This window comes from Paenibacillus sp. FSL R5-192 (assembly GCF_000517845.1).
Taxonomy (GTDB): domain Bacteria; phylum Bacillota; class Bacilli; order Paenibacillales; family Paenibacillaceae; genus Paenibacillus; species Paenibacillus amylolyticus.
In genome coordinates this window covers 63,490-88,444 of the sequence record NZ_ASPR01000042.1, presented here as the reverse complement: position 1 = coordinate 88,444, position 24,955 = coordinate 63,490, and the positions used below count along the sequence as shown (strand labels likewise).

27 protein-coding genes and 1 riboswitch are annotated in these 24,955 nt (G+C 47.0%); of the genes, 24 read left to right on the top strand and 3 right to left on the bottom strand.

What is annotated here, in order from left to right:
• Positions 1-60: 60 nt before the first annotated feature.
• A complete protein-coding gene (gene lipB, locus C161_RS20245; RefSeq protein WP_036672329.1) occupies positions 61-768 on the top strand; it encodes a lipoyl(octanoyl) transferase LipB in 708 nt (235 codons plus the stop codon).
• A 26-nt stretch (positions 769-794) separates the two neighbouring features.
• Here the strand turns inward: lipB and prli42 are convergent, their stop codons facing one another.
• Entirely contained in the window at positions 795-896 is a 102-nt protein-coding gene (gene prli42, locus C161_RS32420) for a stressosome-associated protein Prli42 (RefSeq protein WP_017687624.1), read from the bottom strand.
• Between the two features lie 306 nt (positions 897-1,202).
• Here prli42 and C161_RS20240 point away from each other — a divergent pair, with 306 nt between their 5' ends.
• The gene (locus C161_RS20240) at positions 1,203-2,336 is read left to right on the top strand and encodes a M20/M25/M40 family metallo-hydrolase (protein WP_036672327.1); all 1,134 of its coding nucleotides are present in this window, start codon (positions 1,203-1,205) and stop codon (positions 2,334-2,336) included.
• Between the two features lie 141 nt (positions 2,337-2,477).
• Here the strand turns inward: C161_RS20240 and C161_RS32415 are convergent, their stop codons facing one another.
• Entirely contained in the window at positions 2,478-2,612 is a 135-nt protein-coding gene (locus C161_RS32415; protein WP_100527202.1) for a Z-ring formation inhibitor MciZ, read from the bottom strand.
• Positions 2,613-2,734: 122 nt separating this feature from the next.
• Between C161_RS32415 and C161_RS20235 the strand changes: the two genes are divergently transcribed.
• The 11 genes from C161_RS20235 (at position 2,735) to sigF (ending at position 11,383) form a co-directional block, all read left to right on the top strand.
• Positions 2,735-3,328, top strand: coding sequence for an NUDIX domain-containing protein (locus C161_RS20235; RefSeq protein WP_051447058.1), 594 nt, complete (start codon positions 2,735-2,737; stop codon positions 3,326-3,328).
• 2 nt (positions 3,329-3,330) lie between these two features.
• Positions 3,331-4,551 carry an endonuclease Q family protein gene (locus C161_RS20230; RefSeq protein WP_051449832.1) on the top strand — a complete coding sequence of 407 codons (1,221 nt, stop codon included), beginning with the start codon at positions 3,331-3,333 and terminating at the stop codon, positions 4,549-4,551.
• A 161-nt stretch (positions 4,552-4,712) separates the two neighbouring features.
• A complete protein-coding gene (spoIIM, locus tag C161_RS20225) occupies positions 4,713-5,342 on the top strand; it encodes a stage II sporulation protein M (RefSeq protein ID WP_017687629.1) in 630 nt (209 codons plus the stop codon).
• Positions 5,343-5,449: 107 nt separating this feature from the next.
• Complete coding sequence (fur, locus tag C161_RS20220; RefSeq protein WP_036607866.1) at positions 5,450-5,917, top strand: ferric iron uptake transcriptional regulator; 468 nt, start codon at positions 5,450-5,452, stop codon at positions 5,915-5,917.
• A gap of 158 nt (positions 5,918-6,075) precedes the next feature.
• Positions 6,076-6,318, top strand: coding sequence for a DUF4227 family protein (locus tag C161_RS20215; protein WP_036672325.1), 243 nt, complete (start codon positions 6,076-6,078; stop codon positions 6,316-6,318).
• Between the two features lie 75 nt (positions 6,319-6,393).
• Positions 6,394-7,284 carry a tyrosine recombinase gene (locus C161_RS20210; protein WP_036607863.1) on the top strand — a complete coding sequence of 297 codons (891 nt, stop codon included), beginning with the start codon at positions 6,394-6,396 and terminating at the stop codon, positions 7,282-7,284.
• Between the two features lie 129 nt (positions 7,285-7,413).
• The gene (locus tag C161_RS20205) at positions 7,414-8,238 is read left to right on the top strand and encodes a purine-nucleoside phosphorylase (protein ID WP_036607861.1); all 825 of its coding nucleotides are present in this window, start codon (positions 7,414-7,416) and stop codon (positions 8,236-8,238) included.
• 303 nt (positions 8,239-8,541) lie between these two features.
• A complete protein-coding gene (locus C161_RS20200) occupies positions 8,542-9,663 on the top strand; it encodes a D-alanyl-D-alanine carboxypeptidase family protein (RefSeq protein WP_235193874.1) in 1,122 nt (373 codons plus the stop codon).
• A 144-nt stretch (positions 9,664-9,807) separates the two neighbouring features.
• Entirely contained in the window at positions 9,808-10,161 is a 354-nt protein-coding gene (spoIIAA, locus tag C161_RS20195; protein ID WP_017687636.1) for an anti-sigma F factor antagonist, read from the top strand.
• Complete coding sequence (spoIIAB, locus tag C161_RS20190) at positions 10,158-10,613, top strand: anti-sigma F factor (RefSeq protein WP_036672324.1); 456 nt, start codon at positions 10,158-10,160, stop codon at positions 10,611-10,613. The genes spoIIAA and spoIIAB overlap by 4 nt, the downstream gene beginning before the upstream one ends.
• A gap of 14 nt (positions 10,614-10,627) precedes the next feature.
• Positions 10,628-11,383: an RNA polymerase sporulation sigma factor SigF gene (sigF, locus tag C161_RS20185; protein ID WP_036607856.1), complete on the top strand. Its 756-nt coding sequence runs from the start codon at positions 10,628-10,630 to the stop codon at positions 11,381-11,383.
• Positions 11,384-11,470: 87 nt separating this feature from the next.
• Here sigF and C161_RS20180 read toward each other — a convergent pair whose 3' ends face one another.
• On the bottom strand, positions 11,471-12,400 hold the full coding sequence (locus tag C161_RS20180; protein WP_036672322.1) for a DMT family transporter: 930 nt from the start codon (positions 12,398-12,400) through the stop codon (positions 11,471-11,473).
• A 108-nt stretch (positions 12,401-12,508) separates the two neighbouring features.
• On the opposite strand from C161_RS20180, the gene C161_RS20175 reads away from it, so the two are divergent.
• From C161_RS20175 to ribH, 11 genes are all read left to right on the top strand, one after another.
• The gene (locus C161_RS20175; RefSeq protein ID WP_036672321.1) at positions 12,509-13,417 is read left to right on the top strand and encodes a helix-turn-helix transcriptional regulator; all 909 of its coding nucleotides are present in this window, start codon (positions 12,509-12,511) and stop codon (positions 13,415-13,417) included.
• Between the two features lie 863 nt (positions 13,418-14,280).
• A complete protein-coding gene (locus tag C161_RS20170) occupies positions 14,281-14,937 on the top strand; it encodes a stage V sporulation protein AA (protein WP_036672319.1) in 657 nt (218 codons plus the stop codon).
• Positions 14,918-15,346, top strand: coding sequence for a stage V sporulation protein AB (locus tag C161_RS20165; RefSeq protein WP_026080996.1), 429 nt, complete (start codon positions 14,918-14,920; stop codon positions 15,344-15,346). The genes C161_RS20170 and C161_RS20165 overlap by 20 nt, the downstream gene beginning before the upstream one ends.
• Before the next feature lie 81 nt (positions 15,347-15,427).
• Complete coding sequence (locus C161_RS20160; protein ID WP_235193873.1) at positions 15,428-17,038, top strand: spore germination protein; 1,611 nt, start codon at positions 15,428-15,430, stop codon at positions 17,036-17,038.
• Between the two features lie 103 nt (positions 17,039-17,141).
• A complete protein-coding gene (gene lysA, locus C161_RS20155; RefSeq protein ID WP_017687645.1) occupies positions 17,142-18,473 on the top strand; it encodes a diaminopimelate decarboxylase in 1,332 nt (443 codons plus the stop codon).
• A gap of 248 nt (positions 18,474-18,721) precedes the next feature.
• Positions 18,722-19,153, top strand: a complete 432-nt coding sequence (locus C161_RS20150) for a peptidylprolyl isomerase (protein ID WP_017687646.1) — start codon at positions 18,722-18,724, stop codon at positions 19,151-19,153.
• A gap of 137 nt (positions 19,154-19,290) precedes the next feature.
• Positions 19,291-20,580 (top strand): hypothetical protein, encoded by a 1,290-nt coding sequence (locus C161_RS20145; RefSeq protein WP_235193870.1) that lies wholly within the window; start codon positions 19,291-19,293, stop codon positions 20,578-20,580.
• Between the two features lie 168 nt (positions 20,581-20,748).
• Positions 20,749-20,917, top strand: a riboswitch (FMN riboswitch).
• Between the two features lie 324 nt (positions 20,918-21,241).
• Positions 21,242-22,345 carry a bifunctional diaminohydroxyphosphoribosylaminopyrimidine deaminase/5-amino-6-(5-phosphoribosylamino)uracil reductase RibD gene (gene ribD, locus C161_RS20140; protein WP_036672313.1) on the top strand — a complete coding sequence of 368 codons (1,104 nt, stop codon included), beginning with the start codon at positions 21,242-21,244 and terminating at the stop codon, positions 22,343-22,345.
• A gap of 61 nt (positions 22,346-22,406) precedes the next feature.
• Positions 22,407-23,075, top strand: a complete 669-nt coding sequence (ribE, locus tag C161_RS20135) for a riboflavin synthase (protein WP_036607839.1) — start codon at positions 22,407-22,409, stop codon at positions 23,073-23,075.
• A 32-nt stretch (positions 23,076-23,107) separates the two neighbouring features.
• Complete coding sequence (locus tag C161_RS20130; protein WP_036672311.1) at positions 23,108-24,340, top strand: bifunctional 3,4-dihydroxy-2-butanone-4-phosphate synthase/GTP cyclohydrolase II; 1,233 nt, start codon at positions 23,108-23,110, stop codon at positions 24,338-24,340.
• A gap of 102 nt (positions 24,341-24,442) precedes the next feature.
• Positions 24,443-24,910, top strand: coding sequence for a 6,7-dimethyl-8-ribityllumazine synthase (gene ribH, locus C161_RS20125; protein ID WP_017687651.1), 468 nt, complete (start codon positions 24,443-24,445; stop codon positions 24,908-24,910).
• Positions 24,911-24,955: the final 45 nt, after the last annotated feature.

The window sequence follows — 24,955 nt, the reverse complement described above, 5'->3', positions numbered from 1 at the left end:
CTGTCTACGGACAGGTGCTCAATTGTACACTGAACCTGAAGCAGAAGGGTGTGGGGAATCATGAGCAAGCTGCTGGATGTTGCATACATACCAATGCTTGATTATGAAGAGGCTTGGAACCGCCAGAAAGCGATTGTGCAGCGATTGGACGAGGGAGAGGGAGCGGAGCAGATGTTGCTTTTACAGCATCCACCAACGTATACGATCGGCTCACAAAATCATCCGGAGCATCTGCTTCTCAGTCCGGAAGAGTTGCGTGAGCAAGGGATTTCTTTGTTTCAAATTGACCGTGGCGGTGATATTACTTATCATGGCCCGGGCCAGTTGGTAGGTTACCCGTTATTGATTCTTGGTCGGGATGAAGACCTGGATCTGCACGGCTATCTACGGAAACTTGAGCAGGTGCTTATGGATTATCTCGCAGACCAGGGCATTGAAGCTGGACGCAAAGAGGGGTACACGGGTGTGTGGATTGGTGATATGAAGATTGCTGCAATCGGCATCAAGTTTAATCGTTGCAAACACCGCCGCGGTTTTGTGACCAGTCACGGGTTTGCTTTTAACATCAGCTCAGGCATTCAACATGCAGGGTTTCAGGGGATTGTTCCTTGTGGGATTGAACAGTATGGCGTTACCTCACTGGAGGATATAACGGGCAAGTCCTATGCGGTGGAGCAAGTAGCGCAGGAGATTGTTCCGTACTTTAATCGTATTTTTCCATATCAAATTAATTGGGTCACGGAAAAAGAAGCCCTTCAACGTCTGTAAACAGGTCGTCGAAAGGCTTTAGGTTGCTATCCAAACAGCAACGGTTCGAGAGCTATGAAAAGGGTGGACCCGATCATGGCGATCAGCATGAGATAGATGATGATTTTGAACCATTTCTTTTTTTGCATGGATGAGAGAACTCCTTTCACCATAAAGTGTGTGTTCAAAAAGACTGGTTTTCAGTACCAAGAAGATGGGATGAAGCTAGAAATGGAGTAGCGGAGCGTAGGGAAAACTACGTGAGCAACCACAATGTTTCCAAAGGAAACATACTTCGTAAGCCTCCCGCTTATTTGGGCTGAATTCCATATTCGATGCTGATGATGCCGCGAGGCATCCTTCGTAATCAAAAGCGGACTTTTTGAACAACCTCATAAAGTAAACAAGCCATAGTAATTGTATTGTACCGTATCTACGAGAGGGAGGAAAGTCCTATGATTAAACAACAACGTGTTATCGATCAGTTCATGGAACTGGTGCAGATTGATAGTGAAACGAAAAATGAACAGAACATCTCCAAGGTGTTAAAAGAACAGTTTACAGATCTCGGGCTTCATGTCTATGAGGATGATACCATGGAGCAAACCGGACATGGCGCCGGAAACCTCGTCATTACTTGGGAAGCTGAAGGAACTGAAGGGGTTGCACCGATCTTTTTCACATGTCATATGGACACCGTGACGCCGGGACAGGGAATCAAGCCTGAACTGGGTGAAGATGGCTGGATCCGCAGTGATGGAACAACGATCCTGGGAGCAGATGACAAAGCAGGGATTGCGGCATTGTTTGAAGCGATTCGTGTGATCCAGGAAAACAAGATTCCACATGGTAAAATTCAATTTGTCATTACGGTCGGCGAAGAGTCTGGCCTGGTGGGCGCACGTGCAATGAATCCAAAGGATATCGATGCCGAGTTCGGTTATGCCCTGGATTCTAATGGAGCTGTAGGCACGATCTGTGTTGCTGCACCAGCCAGAGCTGAAATTCAAATGAGCATCTATGGTAAGTCCGCACATGCGGGCGTGAACCCGGAAGACGGGATCAGCGCCATTCAGGTTGCCGCAAAAGCTATTGCTGCGATGACACTGGGCAGAATTGATGATGAGACGACAGCGAACATCGGTAAATTCCAAGGTGGATCAGCACTCAACGTGGTATGTGACTTTGTACAGCTTGAAGCGGAAGCTCGCAGTATTGTGCAGGAGAAAGTTGAATTGCAGGTTGCACAGATGCGTGACGCGTTGGAAACGACATGTCGCAAATACGGTGCAACAGCTGAATTCAGAAGTGAGATCCTTTACCCTGCATTTGGCTTCCATGATGAACACGGAGTTGTACAACTTGCACAGCGTGCCATCCGCAGTATTGGGCTGGAGACAAGTACGTTTGCTTCCGGTGGCGGCAGTGATGCCAATATCTTTAACGGATTCGACCTTCCGACAGTGAATCTGGCGGTAGGGTATGAAGATATTCATACAACCAAAGAACGTATTCGTGCCGAAGACATTGTGAAGTTATCCCAGGTAGTCGTAGCTATTATTCAGGAAACGGCAGCTGACAAGAAATAATATAGAGCACATGTTACCTCACATGTTGTTAGACAAAAGTCCGAACCCGGTTTGTACGGATTCGGACTTTTTGTGAATTCATGTTATATTTCAAGGGAGTTAATTTAGGGTCAAAAATGAAACAATGGATCGATTACCCATTCATTTGCGTCCAGCGAGGAGATCGATTAACTTGGCATCAGGGCCCCACTCGCGTAACCATTGTTTGAGTATGAGCTGTACTTGCCGTGCTTGTCCTACCACGTGTAAGGATTGAGGCGTCATATAACTGTTCATTGAAAGTCCCCCTGATTCGTTTATATTTGCTGTGAGAATCCTATACGCTCACCATATGCCCAAAATCAGAGATATATACATTAACCGAATATATAATCCTACGATATGGAGTTGAAGAACCAATGAAACCAAACCAATCTGCCCAATCCATCCACGCGGCGCAACCTGCCAATCCAAAACTAGATGAAGTGACCGTATCCACTAAGCCAATCTTCGAGGGCAAAGTGATTTCGCTTCAAGTCGATACCGTTAAACTACCGAATGGCCAGACGGCTACACGTGAGATAATCCGGCACCCTGGAGCGGTAGCTGTACTCGCTCTGAATGGGGATCGCATGCTTGTTGTGGATCAGTATCGTCAGGCAATGGGACGCACCGAAGTGGAGATTCCTGCGGGAAAACTGGACCCGGGAGAAGAGCCGGAAGTTGCCGCAGCACGTGAATTGCGAGAAGAGACGGGATATGTAGCCAAGTCGCTGCGTCATTTGCGTTCGTTTTACACGTCACCGGGGTTCGCAGATGAGATCATTCATCTTTACATCGCTGAAGAGTTGGAAGCAGGGGACATGGCGCTGGACGAAGATGAATTCCTTGAAGTTGCCGAAATAACTCTGGAGGAAGCCTATGCGCTTATGGACGAGAACCGGATTAGCGATGCCAAAACGATGATGGCCGTGTACGCGTGGGACCTTTACAGAACGACAGGACGGTTCTAAGGATGCAAGATCAACTGGAAACGTCCACGATGTGGGAGCCCTGTTATACAGACCTGCATATCCACATCGGACGAACCTCACGTGGGGAGGCCGTGAAAATCAGCGGCAGTCGTGATCTGACATTTGAGAATATTGCCCGGGAAGCATCGGATCGCAAAGGAATTCATTTGCTTGGTGTTATTGATTGTCATTCTCCGGTTGTACAGATGGATATTGAACAATTGCTGGAGAGTGGTACCATGTCCGAGATTGAGGGCGGCGGTATTGCCTACCAGGATACGACCATTCTGTTGGGTACAGAGATTGAGCTACGCGAGCCTGGAATGCGTGAGTTCCATATGCTGGCGTACTTCCGTGATTTGAAAACGATGAAGTCCTTCACGGACTGGATGAAACGTTATATGAAAAATGTGAATCTCAGTTCTCAGCGGGTCTACGTGCCCGCTCTTGAGATGCAGGCGGAGATTAAGGCACGTGGGGGACTTATTGTGCCTGCACATGTGTTTACACCGCATAAAGGCATCTATGGCAGTACAGCCCCCCGTATGGGCGAAGTGCTGGATACTAGCCTCGTGGATGCGGTAGAGCTGGGGTTAAGCTCGGACTCATCCATGGCCAGTTATATTCGGGAGTTGGATCATGTCCCTTTTCTGACCAATTCGGATGCTCATTCACTCGGTAAGATTGGACGGGAGTATAACGAACTGCAAGTTGCTGCCCCTTCTTTTGATGAATTCCGTATGGCACTTCAAGGAGAAGCCGGCAGGAGCATAGCTGCCAATTATGGACTGAATCCAAGGCTAGGCAAATATCACCGTACTTACTGTGCAGCATGTGGCAGCATTATGGACGAGCAAGCGATGTCAGCAGAGCGTTGTCCGCACTGTGGTAGTCTGAAGCTGGTGCAGGGGGTTCTGGATCGCATCCTGGCGATCTCTGATCGAGAGAGTCCTCATGTTCCTGCAAACAGACCAGCCTATCATTATCAGGTGCCACTGGAGTTCATTCCGGGACTTGGCAAAGCCAAACTGCGCCAGCTACTGGACCATTTTGGTACAGAAATGAACGTACTTCATCGCACGCGTGAGGAAGAGCTTGCTGCGGTTGTTGGACCTGTGCTGGCAGGCTTGATTGTGGCTGCACGGAACGGACAACTGGAGCTGTCCTCCGGAGGTGGCGGTACATACGGAAAGGTTGCTGTTCAGGAAAAAGCCTCGGAGTGACCGGTGTAAATAATCTTTAGTTCAACTCATATAGCTTTCGCTTTACAGAGGTCCAATCTGGACAAGAAGTCATACAGGTGCATTCCGGTTCATAAGAATGACTATGAGGATGTAAATGAAAATCCTTGCAGCATGATACCGGAAAGGGGACTCGTACCTGTATGCGCTCTTCCTACTTTACATTTAAAGGTCAGACTTCGTTATATGTATTCGTGGCCGTCTTGTTTCTGGTCGGCGTCATTTTTGGCGCGCTCATGGTGAACGCATTGTCTCTCGAGCAACGTCAGGATTTGGAGGGTTATCTCGGTAATTTCTTCATGACCGTGCAGCACAGTGCACAAGTGACTGAGACCGGGGCATATTGGGACATTGCCATGCTCCATCTGAAATGGGTGGGTCTGATCTTTATTCTGGGTTTATCCGTCGTTGGACTACCCGGTATACTGGTTCTGGATTTTCTGAAAGGTGTGCTCATTGGATTCACAGTGGGGTACCTTGTTGGACAGTATTCCTGGAAAGGGCTACTGTTTGCACTGGTGTCCGTGGCCCCGCATAATCTATTTGTCATTCCGATCCTCCTGATCTGCAGTGTAGCGGCGATGACGTTCTCGTTATACATCATTCGTAATCGTGTTTTGATGCAGCGAACACCTGGTCGACAAAGGCCTTTTGCTTCATATATAGTGTTAACTTTGGTTATGGCTGCATTGCTGCTCGGCGTGGCGTCTTTTGAAACATGGGTTACACCTGCAATGATGCGTTGGGTCACGCCAATGTTACTACCGGCCTAACGTGCACCGTATAGTGTAAAATGTTGACTTTAATTACGCACTCCCCCTATAATGAAAAGAGTGGGTTAAGTTGCAGTGTGCAGTGATTTCCTAGGGGGAGGGAGAAAATGGAAGCACGGATTGATAAAATTAAGCAGCAACTACAGTCCCAAGGATATAAATTAACGCCCCAGCGGGAAGCCACCTTAAGAGTACTTCTTGAGAATGAAGAAGATCATCTGAGCGCAGAAGATGTATTCATGCTCGTTAAAGAAAAGGCTCCCGAAATCGGTCTGGCAACCGTGTACCGTACCCTCGAACTGCTGAGTGAGCTGCATGTTGTAGAGAAAATCAACTTCGGCGACGGTGTAGCGCGTTATGATCTGCGCGGAGATACATCCAAGCATCACCATCATCACTTAATCTGTGTTCAATGCGGAAGTATGGATGAAATACGTGAAGACTGGCTTGGACCGCTTGAAGAGCGTTTGGAGCGGGAATTCAACTTTTCGGTAGTAGATCACCGACTGGACTTTCATGGAATTTGTTATCGTTGCAAAGCTAAAAATGAACAGAAACCCAAAGATGAAGAATAACATAGCATATCTTCAAGCTCTCACCGGCGGTTTTGACGGGAGAGCTTTTTTGGCACCGGACATGATCTGGAGTTTCGCCCAAATGGCATAAACCTGTGTTTATGGACATACCCTGATTCAAGGACATTACCGGAATCGAATCAGGAGGGGACGCGCCCATGATTATATCAGTGCGGAGAGGGCTCCGTTTTATTCGATTTATTATATTTTTTGCTGCATTAGTTTATCTGTTCTATCATGTTCTGGATCTGTTTAATGGCTGGATCTCACCTGTGGATCAGTATCAGATGCCAACTGGCAATGCAATCAAAGTATTTCAGGAAATGGATTGGCCGGGTAATGGAGAAGGACGTCCTACGATGGCAGAGCGTCTCCGTTTGTTCTATTGGTACGGGGAGTAGCTTCGAACAGCCAGGGATGCAAATACGGGAGCAGTCTGCCAGAGCGGCAGATCTGTCAGTTGAGGAGCGTTGTACATGAAACAGACGATACACGCCTATGCCTTATACTTGGAAGATGATAAAGGGATGTCGAGCAGCACGCTTGAATCGTACCTCCGAGACGTGGACAAGTTCATTGAATTTGCAGATAAGGAATATGGCATACGCGAAGCCGACCAGGTCAGACGTACACATGTCGTCCTGTTTGCAGGTCAGCTCAAACAGGCAGGACGTGCCAATGCAACCATTGCCCGCAGCATCGTATCTCTGCGCTCCTACTTTCATTTTTTGATGCGGCGGGGTGATATTATACAGGACCCTACGTTTGATGTGGAAGCTCCCAAGGCGGACAAGACGCCACCACAGGTGTTAAGTATCCAAGAGATCGAACAACTTTTGACAGCGCCTGATACTCGTTCACCGCAGGGTGTGAGAGATCGAGCGATGCTTGAACTGTTATATGCTACAGGCATTAGGGTCTCGGAACTGATTGCCCTTGACATTCGGGATGTACAGCCAGGGATGCGCTTTATACGATGCGGTGGGGCGGGCAAGGAACGTATCCTTCCCATTGGTGCACCAGCTGCACATTGGGCAAGTGTATATGTGGAGGAATTCCGCAACAAGTTGCTCAAAACCGATTCGGACGAGCAGGCACTATTCGTGAATGTATCTGGTAGACGTTTAACCCGGCAGGGCTTCTGGAAGCTGCTCAAAAAAGCGGCGGTGGATGCGGGAATCTCGGAAGAAATTACGCCGCATACCCTTCGTCATTCGTTTGCAGCACACCTGATTGCCAATGGGGCGGATACACGTGCGGTTCAAGACATGCTGGGTCACGTGGAGCAGCCTGGACAACAATATGGCAATCATGGTCGCAAAACCATGAAAGAAATCTATGAAACCCATCATCCGAGGGCAAGATAGATTTTGACGCATGGCATTCACAAATAAATGCGGAACATTGGGCCGATTTAGGATAAAATAAATTGAATACATCCAAACGCCGTTATACATAAGACGGATCGTTTCAACTCAAGGAGGAACATACATCGCATGACAGCATTAAACCAACAAATGATTTCGGAAGCAGCATCTTATATTCAAAGCAAAAGCTCCATCAAGCCGGAAGTCGGTTTGATTTTGGGTTCAGGTCTTGGCGTACTGGCAGAACTGATTGAAGATGGCGTAAGTATTGCTTATCAGGATATTCCGCATTTTCCAGTGTCCACAGTAGAAGGACATGAAGGTGAACTATTGGTCGGAACCATTAAAGGTCGTCCAGTCGTGATGATGAAAGGCCGTTTCCATATGTACGAAGGATATGGTCCGGAATTGACAGCTTTCCCGGTACGGGTTATGAAAGAACTGGGTGTAAGCAGCCTGCTTGTAACCAATGCTGCAGGCGGCGTGAATACGTCGTATGAAGCTGGAGACTTGATGCTGATCTCGGATCACTTGAATCTCACAGGCAAAAATCCACTGATCGGACCAAATGACGCTGCACTGGGCGTGCGTTTCCCGGATCTGTCCGAAGCATATAGCCGCCGTTTGCGTGCGCTGGCGAAGGATACGGCTGCATCACAAGGTTTTAACGTACGTGAAGGGGTATACGCAGGTATGCTCGGTCCGAACTATGAGACACCGGCAGAAATCAGAATGCTGCGTACATTGGGCGCAGACGCAGTGGGCATGTCCACTGTATCTGAAGTGATTGTGGCACGCCACGCGGGCCTGGAAGTACTCGGTATTTCCTGTATCAGCAACATGGCTGCTGGAATTCTGGACCAGCCGCTGTCACATGATGAGGTTATGGAGACGACGGAACGTGTGCGTGAGTCGTTCCTGGCGCTGGTAGTGGCAGTTATTCCACAAATGTAAGCAAGATTTGAGTAGATAAGGTTACCTCTTTAGATGAGAAATCATAGGGGGGTAACCTTTTTTTGTTGTGTTGAACGTACGGTTACTCATTCCTTGAGTGCAGTGCGTTTTTTTGGCTATGACCACATTTTCAATAAAAGTTCGGGAAATCATGCTTTACATGGAATAATTTACTGGAAACGGGCCGACAATGATTAGCAGTACATGCATGGAACATGCAGTAAGCAAGTCATTTGAGGAGGTAACCTTGTGAAGAAAAGAATAATGGCATCGTTCATGACCCTTTGTATCCTGCTGTCCCTTATGGCATCAACAGCATTGGCTGAAGAAACACCGAAGGCAGCGGGAGGAACTGATCTGGCCCCGTCGGCGCGCTCTGCGATCTTAATGGATGCAGACACGGGAACGGTCATTTATGAGAAAAACAGTCATGATCAGCTGCCTCCAGCGAGCATTACAAAGATTATGACCATGCTGCTTACAATCGAAGCGATCGACTCGGGTAAGCTGAAGCTGACCGACAAAGTAAGAACGAGCGAATACGCAGCTTCCATGGGCGGTTCGCAGATCTTTCTGGAGCCTGGGGAAGAAATGACGGTCGACGATATGTTAAAAGGGATCGCGATGGCTTCGGGCAATGATGCCTCGGTAGCGATGGCTGAGAAGATCGCTGGCTCGGAAGAAGCCTTTGTACAGCTGATGAATGAGCGGGCGAAGGAGCTTGGCATGAAGGATACTCATTTTGCCAACTGTAACGGCCTTCCGGTCGATAATCATTATTCTTCCGCCCATGACATTGCCGTCATGAGCCGTGAACTGCTGAAACATTCCGGGATTACGAAGTACACCGGTGCATATCAGGATTACCTTCGCAAAGATACGGAAAAGCCCTTCTGGCTGGTGAATACAAACAAGCTGGTTCGTTTTTATGAAGGGGCAGATGGTTTGAAAACAGGTTACACATCCGAAGCGAAGTTCTGTCTCTCCGCAACAGCGTCCAAGGATGGATTACGTGTCGTTTCCGTGGTACTTGGTGAACCAAATACTAAAACACGGAACAGCGAAGTATCTTCGATGTTTGACTATGCGTTCAGTCAATATACGATGAAGGCTCTCTATAAGGCAGGGGATCTGCTGGGTAGTCTGAAGATCGAAAAAGGTGAAGTTGCCGAATTGCCTCTGAATGCCACGCAAAATTATAGTGTGCTGATGCGCAAAGGAGCCAAATCCAACGACATCCGGCATGAATTGCTGGTTGCCAAAGAATTGAAAGCTCCGATCAAAGCCGGGCAAAGTATAGGTAAACTGGTTGTTTACCAGGGCAACGACGTCATTAAGGAGTTCGACATTCAGGCTCCGCAGGATGTGAATAAGGCTGGCTGGTGGAAGCTGTTCAAGCGGACAACGTCCAATCTGTTTGACTAAACGGCGATTTCCGCGAGTTGCACACATCCTTCGAACATATTTTGTAGTTAAATAGGGGTTTTCTTCTAGTTTTGTCGGGGGGCAGGAAAAGCCTTCGGAAGCGTAGAAATCCTTGTTCTAAGACAGGGAGGAGAGTGAGCAAACGTGAACTTGCATGTGGAAATGGAACACCATCGCGGGATTCTGATTGTACGATTATCCGGGGAGCTGGATCACCATACAGCTGACATGGTACGGATGCAGATGGATGAAGCCATCCAGCGGAGACAAAGCGAGCATCTCGTACTCAGCCTGAAAGATCTGCAATTTATGGACAGTTCAGGTCTAGGTGTCATTTTGGGAAGATACAAGCTCATTAAGAATAAAGGTGGCAAGATGGTGGTCTGTGACGTCAATTCGCCAGTGTACCGTTTGCTGGAAATGTCGGGGCTGTTTAAGATTATGCCGATATACGAAAATGAGGGAACTGCTCTCTCAGGTCTGGAGGTCGTCTCATGAATGAAGGAACAGGGACAAATTTCATGAATCTGCAATTCGCGGCCAAGTCAGAGAATGAGTCGTTTGCACGGGTAACCGTTGCTGCGTTTATCTCCCAGCTTGATCCAACGATGGACGAGCTCAGTGACCTGAAAACGGTCATTTCGGAAGCCGTGACCAACAGCATCATCCACGGATACAACAACAACTCCGAGGGTGTGGTGTCCATCCAGGCGGAGATTCGGGAAGACATGATCACAATCATTGTGGAAGACCGCGGTGAAGGAATCGAAGATCTTGAACTGGCCAAGCAGCCGCTATATACGTCCAAACCCGAACTTGAGCGGTCGGGCATGGGCTTCACCATTATGGAAAACTTTATGGATGAATTCGAAGTCAGCAGTGAGCCCGGCAGAGGCACCTCCATCAAGATGAAAAAAAGGATTGAATCCAAGAAAGCATTGTATAATTAGGGGTTGGTGTTCTTATGGATGCTGAAGTGAAACCATCTTCACAGACCTATTTGGACGATGCCGAGGTCAAACGGCTGATTGCGCTCAGTCAGTCGGGTGACCATGTCTCACGGGATACGCTGGTGAACTGCAACATCAGACTCGTCTGGTCCGTCGTACAGCGTTTTATGAACAGGGGATATGATCCGGAAGATCTGTTCCAGATTGGTTGTATCGGTCTGCTCAAGTCAGTGGACAAATTCGATCTCAGTTATGACGTGAAGTTCTCAACCTACGCGGTACCGATGATCATCGGAGAAATCCAGCGATTCCTGCGGGATGACGGTACCCTGAAGGTCAGTCGTTCACTGAAAGAGATGGCGAATAAAGTCCGCAAAAAAAGGGACGAACTGTCCAAACATCTGGATCGTTTACCAACGATTAAGGAAGTTGCCGCAGAGCTGGGGGTAACCCCGGAGGAAGTCGTATTTGCCCAGGAAGCGAACAAACCACCGACCTCCATCCATGAGACCGTATTTGAAAATGACGGCGATCCCATTACATTAATGGATCAGATTGCCGACGAGTCTCAGGAACGTTGGTTTGACAAGCTGGCCCTGAACGAAGCCATCGGTGGTCTCAGTGAGCGGGAGCGGTTAATCGTTTATCTTCGGTATTACCGGGATCAGACCCAGTCCGAGGTTGCCAGCAGGCTGGGAATATCTCAGGTACAGGTATCACGTCTGGAGAAAAAAATACTGCAATCCATCCGCGACCAGATCGCGCAGTGATTTCGTGGGTTGCAACAACAATATTGGTGCATATACACCAATATACGACAACTAACAACCTTCTATCGCGCATTATGGCGAGGGAGGTTATTTGTTGTTAATACGGGCAGATCTCGAACGATTGGACTGCATGACCAGCATCATGCCAAGAATACATGCCATACCAATCCATTGATAGAAGCCAAAAGGTTCATGGAGCCATATGACGGTTGTTCCAACAGCAGCAAGCGGCTCTGCGCTCCCGAGCAGGCTAGTTTCCTTGGGTGTAAGACTTTTGAGACTCGCAATATAAAACCAAAAAGCAATCATGGTTCCAAAAAGGATTGTAAATATCAAATAACCGTAGGTTTCGAGCGTGATGTTAGCAAAATTCATTTTCCAGGGCGGGTGAATAAAACTCATTCCCAAACCACCGATGATCATAGCCCAGCCGACCACAACAAGTGAATCGAACTTTTTAATCAGTTGCACGGCATACAGCGTATAAAATGCTGCTGAAACCCCAGATAACAGTCCCCATATCACTGCGAGCGAGGAGACAGATAACTGCGTAAGCGAGCCATTCGTGAGCAGGAGAAAACACCCACTGAGAGCCAGAACGGCGCATGCAAGGTCATTGCGTGTGAGGACCGACTGCTTACGGAGTGCGATGTAAATCATGATCATGATAGGGGACAGGTACTGCAGGAGTGTAGCCACCGCCGAATTGCCGTGTTTAATGGATGCCATGTACGTATACTGGACGGCAAGCATGCCCACCAATCCGAAAATGATCATCTGCCCAGCCGTTTTTTTATTTCTCCATACATCAAAAATCTGAAATCTTCCATTTGTAAACGATTGAATAACCAGTAATAGTAACCCGGCAATCAACAATCGCACAGTGACATACCAATTGACCTCAATTCCATCCAGTTGAAACAGTTTTTGAGATACCGTACCCCCAATGCCCCAGCAGATGGCTCCCGTCAGAACGAGTACGATGCCTGAAATTTTGGGTTTTGCAGAAGTTGTCATTCTTGTTCGTCTCACCTTAAATATAAGAATAGTGTTATATTAAGGAGAAACGCGATACATTTATATCAATATTACACTTAAAAATATAACTATATTGAGATGAGGGCCATGCAGAAGATCGAATTTATCATTGATCAACATTTGAAAGAAATGACGCAACACCGTACCGATACATTATCTATAGCTTGTTATGAGACAACCATTGTTCAAAATGTTCACAGACATATTCCTCTCCACTGGCATGATGAATTGCAGTTTGTTGCCGTTCTTCAGGGTACGGCGTTGTTTCATATCAACGATCAAAAGATGATTTTGTCCAAAGGTGACGGGATTTTTATCAACAGTGGAATAATGCATATGGCCGAAGATCACGGGGTGAGCGAGAACTGCATTTATTTATGTCTGAATTTGTCCCCGCACGTTATCATGCCTTCGGATTTGTATATAAAGTACGTACATCCATATGTAACAGCAACTAATTTGCCTTTTCTGTATATCGAAAGAGCTAACGCTTGGGGAGAACAGATCTTGGATGCTGTTGCACGGATTAGAAAGGAGCTAGTGCACCAAGTTCCTTTTTACGAAGTGAATGTTGCTTCTGCGGTGCTTAATATGTGGAAACTGCTGATTATGAACGGATATTCTCTTGAACATGATCCATCAGAGATGAGCAGAAACAACCGAATGAAAGACATGTTGCAATGGATTAATCTCAATTATGCCGATCCAATTAAGCTTGAAGATATTGCAAAGGCTGGACAGTTAAGTCGATCGGAGACATGCCGTTATTTCAAGCAAATCCTGAAAACCACACCCATGCAATACGTGATAGAGTACCGCATCCAAAGAAGCATTGAACTATTGCAATCCTCCAAGCGTAGCATCACCGAAATTGCCTATGAGGTTGGTTTTAACAGCACGAGTTATTACATTAACCAATTCCGCAAAACAATGAATTCAACCCCTTTACGATTTAGAAGGGAATTGAACAAAAGAGAAAAAGAACATAATTCTTGAATTATTGTTCATGATCCGTGAACCTATCTACCAATACCGAAGAGTCGCCCATACGGCGACTTTTTGCTTCACACTCAGTTGCGCTTCAAATCCCCAAATTTCTAAAATTAATATCCAGAAGCTACCTTCACAAGTCATAGAATTTTGCACAAAATACCCCCTCAAAGCTCATCTTTCAATTCCCTTCCTGCCACCTCCCTAGCATATTTATTTCAAACGTTTGGAAACGGAGGACGAGGGGGAGCGGAGGGATGGAATCGGTCAAAAGGAGCGAAGCGTGAGGGCTCATCTAAGGATACATAAGCAACGCAGGCGGTAGATTAGACCTGAAGAAGCGAAGCGTGCGCCTTTGTCTCCAAATTTCTACCCAGTTGTATTCTAAGACGCATGCAGAAGGTAACTTCAAAAGTCATAGAATTTTGAGAAAAACACCCCCAAAAAGCTCATCTTTCAATTCCCTTCCTGCCACCTCCCCAGCATATTTATTTCAAACGTTTGGAAACGGGAGGACGATGGGCAGCGGAGGGATGGAATCGGTCGAAAGGAGCGAAGCGTGAGGGTTCATCTAAGGATACATAAGCAACGCAGGCGGCAGATTAGACCTGAAGAAGCGAAGCGTGCGCCTTTGTCTCCAAATTTCTAACAATTAGAAATCAATCATAAGAATTTGGAGACAACAGCGATCAGAAGGTTGGTCTGCCGTCGGAGTGTCTGCGTGTATCCTCCCCCCGAGCAACAGCGACCAATGACCGATCCATCCCGCAGCGTCAACTCAACCTTCCACCTTTTTTCCAACCAGTTTGTAATAAATTTGCACATTCTTCAAATACTAACCTAAATTACGCAGTAAAGGAGTGCTATGGATGTCCCAGACACCCACTCCAATGGTCTATATTCGTCTGCGCAGCCGTATTCGCATCCAGAGGGGCAGAGCAGTCAAGCTTGGAGACATTGCACATGTACTGACCTCTTCTGAAGACCAGGAGGGGAAGCTACTGGAGCTTGAACTGCTGCGCCCTGGACCCGAGGATGGCAATCTGATCCTCATTGATATATTGCAGATTATTCCACGAATTCGGAACATCTTGCCGGAGGTAAGTGTGGAACTGATTGGATCAGGCCATACGTTGGTTGAAGTCATTGCAGGAAATGGTCAACCTTCCAAGTCTCTGTTCATATTGGTTTGGCTGCTGCTGTTCTTCGGATCGGCCTTAACCATCATGAATTTTCATGCCGATGTGAACATGCAGGAAGTACAGATTCGTATTGTGGAGATGCTTACTGGGCATCGGGACGAACATCCCTATCTGTTCCAAGTGGCGTATTCCATTGGCATTGGATTCGGAATGGCAGTATTTTTTAATCATTTGTTCAAGAAAAAGTGGAATGAGGAACCTACCCCGCTGGAAGTGGAGATGTTCCTATACCAGCAAAATGTAGATAAATATGTGGTGATTGAAGAAAGCGAACGCATGCACGAGCAGGAACGCAGGGAGATGAATGCGGATGAGCGTTCTTAATGGAGCAATCAGCATTGTATTGGGTATTGCAGGGGGAATTGCCGTAGGGAGCGGCGTAATTGCGCTCATTCTGGTGCTCGATATGATTCCCAGGTTGGCTCAACTTACGCAATCGTATGACAAGACTCACTGGTACGAAGGGGCGCTAATAGGTGGTTCACTGCTCGGGACGGTGGCGGACTTCTGGCACTGGAAAATGCATGGGGTGCTGCTGCTCAGCCCGATTGTTGGTTTGTTCTGTGGCGTGTTCATCGGTCTGCTGGCCGCGGCGCTCACTGAGGTACTTAATGTACTGCCCGTATTAGCCAAACGATTGGGCATGAAACCTTATTTGTTTGGATTACTGCTCGCCATGATTTTGGGCAAAATGACAGGTTCCCTGTTTGATTTTTTCATATATCAGCGGTAACTCGTGGCCATAGGAGGATGGAAGATGGATGAACGAACGGAGCACACAGGCCAGGGAAATAGTGAAGGTATAACGGAAGAGATGTTACACAAGTCTGCTTATGAGATTCAGAAGGAAGAAGAGGAGAAAGCGTACAATAAGAAAAAACAAAATGAGATGTCCGATAGCATTGAGGAATCCGTACAATATTGGCAGGAAAACGATGATATCTCCCCACGCATGAGTGAGAATAGATATACACTGCAACAGGTACTGGGGCTTGGAGAATCGTTCGACGTGAATATGAGGGAAATGGTCCTAGGTGGTAAGCACGTTGGATTGCTGATGATCACCGGCTTCGCCAAGGATGAGATTTTGCTTGAAGTCTTGAAAAGATTAACCTATCTCACGCCGGATGACGTCTCAGGACATGCACTCAAATCCTATTTTGAATGTTACATTCCCCACATTCAGGTGGAAAAAGTCGAGAAGATGAGTGCTGTCATCAACAAGGTCCTTACCGGTATGAGCGCAATGTTCGTTGAAGGAGATCGCTCGGTCTTAATTATGGATACCCGGAGTTATCCAGTACGTTCACCCGAAGAACCTTCCTTGGAAAGGGTAGTCCGAGGTTCCAGAGACGGCTTTACCGAAACACTCCTGACTAACGTGACCCTGGTGCGTCGCAGAATACGCGACCCGGGACTGAAGTTTGAGATTATGCAGGTAGGGCGGAGAACACAAACCGATGTCTGCGTGGTGTATATTGATGATATTGTGGATAAAGTGCAGGTCGATTCAGTTCGTGAAAAAATTCAGCGAGTAGATATCGATGGTATTCCCGCAGCCGATAAACAGCTGGAGGAAGCGATTATCAACAAGGGATGGAATCCGTTCCCACTCGTTCGATATTCCGAGCGACCAGATGTTACAGCTTCTCATTTGTTGGAAGGACGAGTTGTCATTTTTGTAGACACTTCCCCGAGTGTGATGATTCTGCCTACGACCTTCTTTGACCTGTGTGAACATGCGGAGGAGAACAGACAGACCGCCTTGATGGGGACGTATTTACGATGGGTGCGTTTTGCAGGGATTCTCATCTCGTTGTTTTTGCTACCACTATGGCTTCTGATGGTTATTGACCCTTCGATTAAACCGATGGGACTTGACTTCATTGGTCCGCAGGAAAATGTAAAGCTACCGCTGATTCTACAGTTTCTACTGATCGAACTGGGCGTCGATTTATTACGTATGGCAGCGGTCCATACGCCTACACCTCTGGCATCGGCCATGGGCTTAATCGCGGCCATTCTAGTCGGGGATATCGCGGTGAAAACAGGATACTTTGTCAATGAGGTTGTGCTCTATATGGCCATCGCAGCCATCGGTATGTTTGCCACGCCAAGTTACGAATTGGGTCTCGCCAATAGGCTGGTCAGGCTGGTTCTGCTAGTCGCTGTTGCAATATTCAAGGTTCCGGGTTTGGTCGTGGGCTGTACATTACTCATATTGGCGCTCACCGTTCACCGGTCGTACAATTCTTCGTATCTCTGGCCTTTTATACCGTTTAATGCAAAGGCCCTGGGCAACTTTTTATTCCGGCTTCCGCTACTGGAAAATAAAAAACGTCCATCATTCAATAAAACCCGTGACAACACCAAAATGTCCGATGATCCGGACGGAGAACTGCAAAAAAGTAAAAAACACAAATGATCTTCCGAAAAATCCATTCATCTCGCTGCCTAATTTGATATACTGGTGTAAAATCATTGGAATATCAATTGTTCCAGTATATAAAAAGTGAGGAATGCAGATTATGTATTTACATGGTACAAGTAAAATAAATGCGCAAGGACATCTGGAGATTGGCGGAGTTGATGCAACAGATCTGAAAGAACAGTTTGGAACTCCCCTGTACGTTGTGGACGAGCAATTGGTTCGCGAGCGTTGCAGAGAGTACATGGAAGCATTCCGTGCTTCCGGATTGGGCTTCCAGGTTGCTTACGCAAGTAAAGCATTCTGTGTAATGGCGATGTGTGCCCTTGCAGCTGAAGAAGGACTTTCCCTGGATGTCGTATCTGACGGTGAACTGTTTACTGCACTGCAAGCAGGATTCCCGGCTGAGCGCATTCACTTCCACGGTAACAACAAAACGCTGGAAGAGATCGAAATGGCTCTTGATGCAGAGATTGGATGTTTTGTTGTTGATAACTTCAATGAATTGCATCTGTTGCAGGCTGTAGCAGCGGACAAAAATCGTAAAGTAAACATTTTGCTTCGTGTGACGCCTGGTGTTGAGGCACATACGCATGAATATATTTCCACAGGTCAAACGGATTCGAAATTTGGATTTGATATCGGCAATGGTACAGCATTTGAAGCGATTGACTTGGCTTCCAAGCAGTCTAACCTGGTATTGCTCGGTGTGCATTCCCACATCGGTTCCCAGATCTTCGAAGTTGAAGGCTTCCAGATGGCGGTTCAACGTGTTGCTGAATTTGCAGCAAGTGTATATGAGCGTCTTAATGTTGCTTTCAAAGTGGTTAACCTTGGTGGTGGATTCGGAATCCGTTATATCGATGGAGATACGCCGCTTGAAGTTGCACAATACGTGAAGGCTATTACAGACGCCGTTAAAAATCATTTTGCCCAAATCGGCTATGCCGTACCTGAGATCTGGGTTGAACCAGGCCGCAGCATCGTGGGTGAAGCGGGAACAACGCTGTATACTGTTGGAACTAGCAAAGACATTCCAGGCGTGCGTAAATACGTTGCCGTTGATGGTGGTATGACCGATAACCCACGTCCTGCTTTGTATGAATCCAAGTATGAAGCTGTGCTTGCCAATCGTGCGAATGAGGCTGCTCAGGAAACAGTATCTGTTGCGGGTAAATGTTGCGAGAGTGGCGATATGTTGATCTGGGATCTGGACCTGCCAAAAGTGGAAAGTGGCGACCTACTCGCTGTAGCTTGCACAGGTGCGTATAACTACTCCATGGCGAGCAACTACAACCGGATTCGTCGTCCAGCCGTTGTCTTTGTCAAAGACGGTCAAGGGGATGTCGTGGTACGCCGTGAGACGTATCAAGATATCATCCAGAATGACCTGGTACCTGCGCGCATTGGAAAACAGCCAGTTACTCGCTAATTCGTCAAAAGATAATGCGTTTCTGCATTATTCAAGATATAGGGATTTTGCAGTTGAAGCAGATGAAAAAGGAACTTCCTTTTTCGTCTGCTTTTTGCGTATTGGAGCTAAATCATGAAAAAAGTTGCCGTTTTTTTTGCGATCCAGACATTTTCGGTGTACACTAAGAAAAGTGCTGTAATGCTTTGCCCAGGGTCATGCGTTCTGGCACCATTAACGATGGTCAATACGAAAGGAGTCATTTACATATGGCGAAACAAGCGAAAATTAAATTGGCAAACGGCGGAGAAGTTCTGATCGATCTGTTCGATCAAGAAGCTCCAAACACAGTAGCAAACTTTGAGAAACTGGCTAATTCCGGTTTCTACAATGGTCTTACATTCCACCGCGTTATCCCGGGCTTTGTAGCTCAAGGCGGATGCCCTAACGGTTCCGGTGCAGGTGGCCCAGGTTACACAATCAACTGTGAAATTAACCCGAACAAACATGAGCGCGGAACACTTGCTATGGCACATGCTGGCCGTAACACAGGTGGAAGCCAGTTCTACATCTGCTACCAACCGCAACCACATTTGGATGGACAACATACTGTATTTGGTAAAGTAACTAAAGGTATGGAGTTCGTGGACGCTTTAGAAGGTAAAGACAAAATGGAAACTGTTGAAGTTGTAGAAGCTTAATACCTTCACCTTAACTGGATCCAAACATGAAGTGCTTCTTTTATAGAAGCACTTTTTTTATTTTTCATATGTCACGTATTCGAGATCCATAATTAGAAAGGATGAATAAAACCTTGGATATGGTTACTCAGCTAAGCTTGTTAAAACAAATTTATAGTGAGCGCACGTTGTGGGATGAAGAACTGCAGGCATCGCGCCATGTCGTTCCGGAAAGTCTATCGGTAAAGGATCGAGAAGCGCTTGAGGCAGCCGGGCATGAACCGAATCGATTTGTACGTCCGCAACATGATGAAACGATTACTGAGCTGAAAAAAGTTGCGAATCAATGGACGATCAATGATGCAGCGCAGGCCTTTGTATCCTCTTTGTGGTCAGCACCCATGATCTGGCGTTCGTTGCTTACGGGCAAGCTTATTGCGAGCAGTATGCCAAGCCATGAACATACGCCATATCCATCTTCGAACACTTGTAAGATCTGCGGATTAAGTGTAGATCAAGCAACCGACACAACGCTGCAATGGTATTGGCGGATGACCAATGGAACCCCGTTGGACGGTGATCCTTTTGGATATGTGTTGGCACTTCGGGAGCTGGCTGCCGCGCAGGAGTTTCCAATACCCAATGAGTACGACCGCTGGACATTCCGTGCGGTGTTAACAGTGCTGCGCGAATTACCTCCCAAAACACGTTACAGCAAGGCAGCAGTAGCGCTCAAGAAGGAACGTCTTTTGCCTACACAGAAGGAATATGCCTACCGTGATTTGCTTGAGACGTTAGCTCTGATTGGCATATTGGATACGCCGGAACATCCTGGAATGATCACGGAATTCACCTCTTACATGCAGCGTGACGCACGCCCCAATGTGCGGGTGGAAGTACAGGCCCCTCTGGCGTGGTGGGACTCATCTGTTGGAATTAATGAGAACAACCTGAACAAGATATTTCATGATTTTGATCTGAATAACATATCACTTGCGGATAAGCCTGATGAGAGTCCAGCTCTAAAGGACACGATCTTAGGGGCATTGGAGAAGAAGAGAAGTGTTCGCGGAAAAGTACCAAAGGCATCACCTGATGCAGGTACCGGGGAGGTACAGTCTGGAGATGTGTATGCTGTTCGCGTCCGGGAAGGTGTATGGGTGACTGTATACTGTCATGAAGTCAGAGACAAGCGTGTCATCGTCGAATATCTGGATGGTGTCTTTCCAGAGATGCCGGGAAAAGCAGATTTGCATGGGACGTTTCGACCGAGAGCGAATGGACGCTGGAAATGCTCGGCTATTGCGATCGATTCAACAAGTTGGGTCAGAAGGGTGGCAAGAGAGTTCCCGCTTCCGACTTCGCCCCTGCAAGAACCTGACCGCACTCCATTCCATAATGCCAAAGAATTAAAGCATATGGCGAGCTGGTGTTTTCCTGATATGTAGACTGATACGATGGATGTGAAATGTGTCTCCAAACAAAAACCGTGCCTCCTTGAGAGGAAGCGGTTTTTTGTTGTTTCTTAGCTTATTAAAAGTTAGTATGTGACAAAAAGGAACAAAAAACAATTGATTTTTTGGCATTAAAGTGCTAACATCCAAGTAATAACGAAAGCAATCCTTCAGGGCAGGGTGCAATTCCCTACCGGCGGTGATGCAGGAAGTGTAAGGACCTATGTGTTCAGCACTTGATGCAAAGTCCGTGACCTGTCTGCCATTGGCAGATGGCTGATCTGGTGTAATTCCAGAACCGACAGTATAGTCTGGATGGGAGAAGGAGAGGTGCAGACCTAACAGGTTTGCATTCAGCAGGAGTATTGCTGCACAGTCACGATTTTATGATGTCTTGCACTGTGCAGGGAAGATCCGGATACGCCGGACAGTTCCATACATATGCCGCACTATAAAAGCTCTTTACCTGTAAATGATGTTCATTAAGGTATGTGTCTATTTTCACTTGCCCGAAATGAAGTTTTGGGCAAAGTGTTGGCGTGCTGTATCCATTTCACTCCTGCTGGTGACATTTGTCTCTCATCATCCCCATCGAACTGATTGTTCGACGGGGATTTTTTAATAAACAAGACTTTAAACCGCGGGGTGAACGGATTTGGAAATGATCAATGATGAATTTTATATGGCACTGGCATTGGATATGGCGGAACGAGCACAGGGACAGACGGGGATTAATCCGGTCGTTGGATGTGTAGTTGTGAAAGAGGGTCGTATTGTAGGCCTGGGAAGCCATCTGAAACGTGGGACCGGTCATGCAGAGGTGCATGCACTTAACATGGCAGGCAGTGATGCAGAGGGAAGTACGGTATACGTTACACTTGAGCCTTGTAGTCATTATGGCAAGACGCCACCTTGTAGTGAACGCCTGATTCATGAAAAGGTGAAACGTGTTGTGGTATGTTGTGAAGATCCAAATCCGCAAGTATCCGGCAGGGGTATAAGCATGCTTCGTCAACAAGGCATTGAAGTTGAAGTTGGCGTACTGCGTGAGCGTGGAAGACGCATGAATGAAAAGTTCATTAAATTTATCACAACGGGTCTACCTTTCGTGACACTGAAAACGGCTACTACTCTGGATGGCAAAATTGCTACTCGCAGCGGAGACAGCAAGTGGATCTCTAACGAGCCCGCTCGTGAGATTGTGCATGCCCTTCGTCATCGTCACCAGGGAATCATGGTTGGCGTCGACACGGTAATCGCCGATAATCCGGAACTTACAACCCGTTTGCAAGTCGAAGGCATTAGTCCAGTGCGCATTGTAGTGGATTCCAAGTTACGTCTCCCCGTAGGTGCCAAAATGGTTAAGGATGGTCTTGCTCCAACATGGGTGCTGACAACAGACGAAGCCAGTCCTGAAGTTGCTGAACGTTTGGAAGCCTACGGCGTCGAAATTATACGCTGTGGTCCTGGACCACGCGTGGATCTGTTAAACGGACTTAGCAAGTTGGGTGAGCGTGACATTGGTTCAATTTTGCTTGAAGGTGGAGGCACCTTGAATGGAGCCATGCTGGAGGCAAGGTTGGTCGATCGACTGCTCATGTTTATCGCTCCGAAGATTGTAGGCGGTTATGATACACCTGGAAGCTTCCGCTTCGAGGGTGTGGAACGTATGAATCAGGCGATTCAATTGAATCAGTTGGAGATCGAACAAGTTGGAGATAATATCAGCATTGGTGGTATTCCGGTGTGGCCTGAATAAATAAATGGATTTGAAAGTAGAAAGTTAGGTTCTTTATAACTTGAAAAAGGGAGGCGGCAGCATGTTTACCGGTTTGGTGGAAGAAGTCGGTCAGATCCGGCGTATTGGTCGGAAAGGCGAAGCGATGGTCCTGAATATCGGAGCTTCCGCCATCATGGACGATCTGAAGATTGGTGATAGTGTAGCAGTGAACGGCGTGTGCTTAACTGCGACAACGCTCGAAGGTGGAGGTTTTACCGCCGATGTAATGCCTGAAACCTATCGCCATACCAATCTCAGTCAGCTGCAATCTGGCAGTAAAGTTAATCTGGAGCGGGCCATGCAATCAGGCGGTCGTTTTGGCGGACATATCGTTCAGGGTCATGTCGATGGTACTGGAGTGATTGGCAGTATAACACGTGATCAGAATGCAATTGTGTTTGAGATCAAGCCTGATGATCACCAGTTGTTCAAATATCTGATCCCCAAAGGATCGGTTACACTGGATGGCATTAGCTTGACCGTTGTCCATACATCGGATACCGCATTCACGGTTTCCATTATCCCGCATACCATTGGTGAAACTGTACTAAATGTGAAAAAGACAGGGGATACCATTAATATCGAATGCGATATTTTGGGCAAATATGTGGATCATCTGCTCCAGTATGGGAGAGGACATCGGGAGACTGGTGCTGGCAAGCCGCGCAGTATCAGTGAAGATTTTCTCTCCAATCACGGATTTGCATAAATAGAGAACAGAAATTAACTGGAGGTGGACCAATGTCAGAACAATCCATTCTGGACACAATAGAAGAAGCCATATATGATCTCATGCGTGGTAAACCCGTCATTGTTGTGGATGATGAAGATCGGGAGAATGAAGGCGATTTTATCGCTTTGGCCGAAAAGGCGACGCCTGAAGTCATTAATTTCATGATTACTGAAGGTAGAGGTCTGGTCTGTGTTCCGATTACACAACAACGTGCGGACGAACTTAACCTGAAACCGATGGTTCAACAAAATACGGATTTCCATGGAACAGCCTTCACCGTCTCTGTGGATCACAAAGATACAACAACAGGTATCTCGGCACATGAACGCTCTATTACCGTGAAAGGTCTGATCGATCCTGAGGCGAAAGCCGGGGACTTCCGTAAGCCTGGTCACATGTTCCCTCTGATTGCAAAAGACGGCGGTGTACTTCGGCGTGCCGGACATACGGAAGCGGCTGTAGATCTCGCTATCATGTGTGGGTCCTACCCTGCCGGCGTTATCTGTGAAGTGATTAAGGAAGATGGCACGATGGCCAGACTTCCGGATCTGCAGGAGATTGCCCGCAAACATGATCTGAAGCTGATCAGTATTCAGGACATGATTCGTTACCGTAACGAAAAAGAGCAGCTGGTTCAACGTGAAGTAGCTGTGCGTATGCCAACGGACTTTGGTGAGTTTCAAGCGGTGGCTTATACAAACGCTGTGGACAATAAGGAACATGTGGCTTTGGTCAAAGGAGAAATTGATGGTTCGAAACCCGTACTTGTACGTGTGCACTCTGAATGTTTGACAGGTGATGTATTCCATTCGCATCGTTGTGACTGTGGTCCGCAGTTTGATGCGGCACTCAAACAGATCCACGAGGAAGGCAATGGTGTACTGCTTTATATGAGACAGGAAGGTCGGGGTATTGGCCTGATCAACAAACTCAAAGCCTATAAGTTGCAAGAGGAAGGTATGGATACTGTTGATGCAAACCTGAGTTTGGGCTTTGCTGCTGACTTGCGTGATTACGGAATTGGTGCCCAAATTCTGAAAGACCTTGGGATTCGTCAGATCAGGCTGTTAACTAACAACCCTCGTAAAATTAAAGGTCTTGAAGGATATGGACTTGAAGTCGTAGAGCGTGTCGCGATCCAGATGGAGGAGAACGAGGACAATACGGTTTATCTTCATACCAAGCAAGCCAAGCTGGGGCATATGCTCAAGTTTGATGATATCGAGCAAAACGAACAGTAAATATATTTTAGATGAACAATGTTCACCATGTAATTTATGGAAGAGATTAATTAGGGATTTCCGTTACTTACATTACATTATACCGTTAGGGAGATGACTTGAATGCCACAATTTTTTGAAGGACATTTAGTTTCAGAAGGATCACGATATGGAGTTGTCGTTGGACGTTTCAACGAATTCATTACCAGTAAATTGCTTAGCGCAGCGCTCGATGCATTCAAACGTCACGGCGTTCAGGATGATGAAGTGGATGTAGCCTGGGTTCCAGGTGCGTTCGAAATCCCTTTGATTGCGCAGAAAATGGCAGAGAGCGGCAAGTATGATGCGGTGATTACCTTGGGAACTGTCATTCGTGGATCCACTACGCATTACGATTATGTGTGCAACGAGATGGCTAAAGGGGTAGCAGCAATTAATCTGAAAACTGGCGTGCCTACGATCTTTGGACTGGTTACAACAGAAAATATTGAACAAGCGATTGAACGTGCTGGAACCAAAGCGGGTAACAAAGGTTGGGATGCAGCTACGGCGGCAATTGAGATGGCAAACTTGACGAAACAGCTAAAATAGTGCTTATTTAATAGTAGTGCCCTGCTTTGCGCAGACGAACACGGG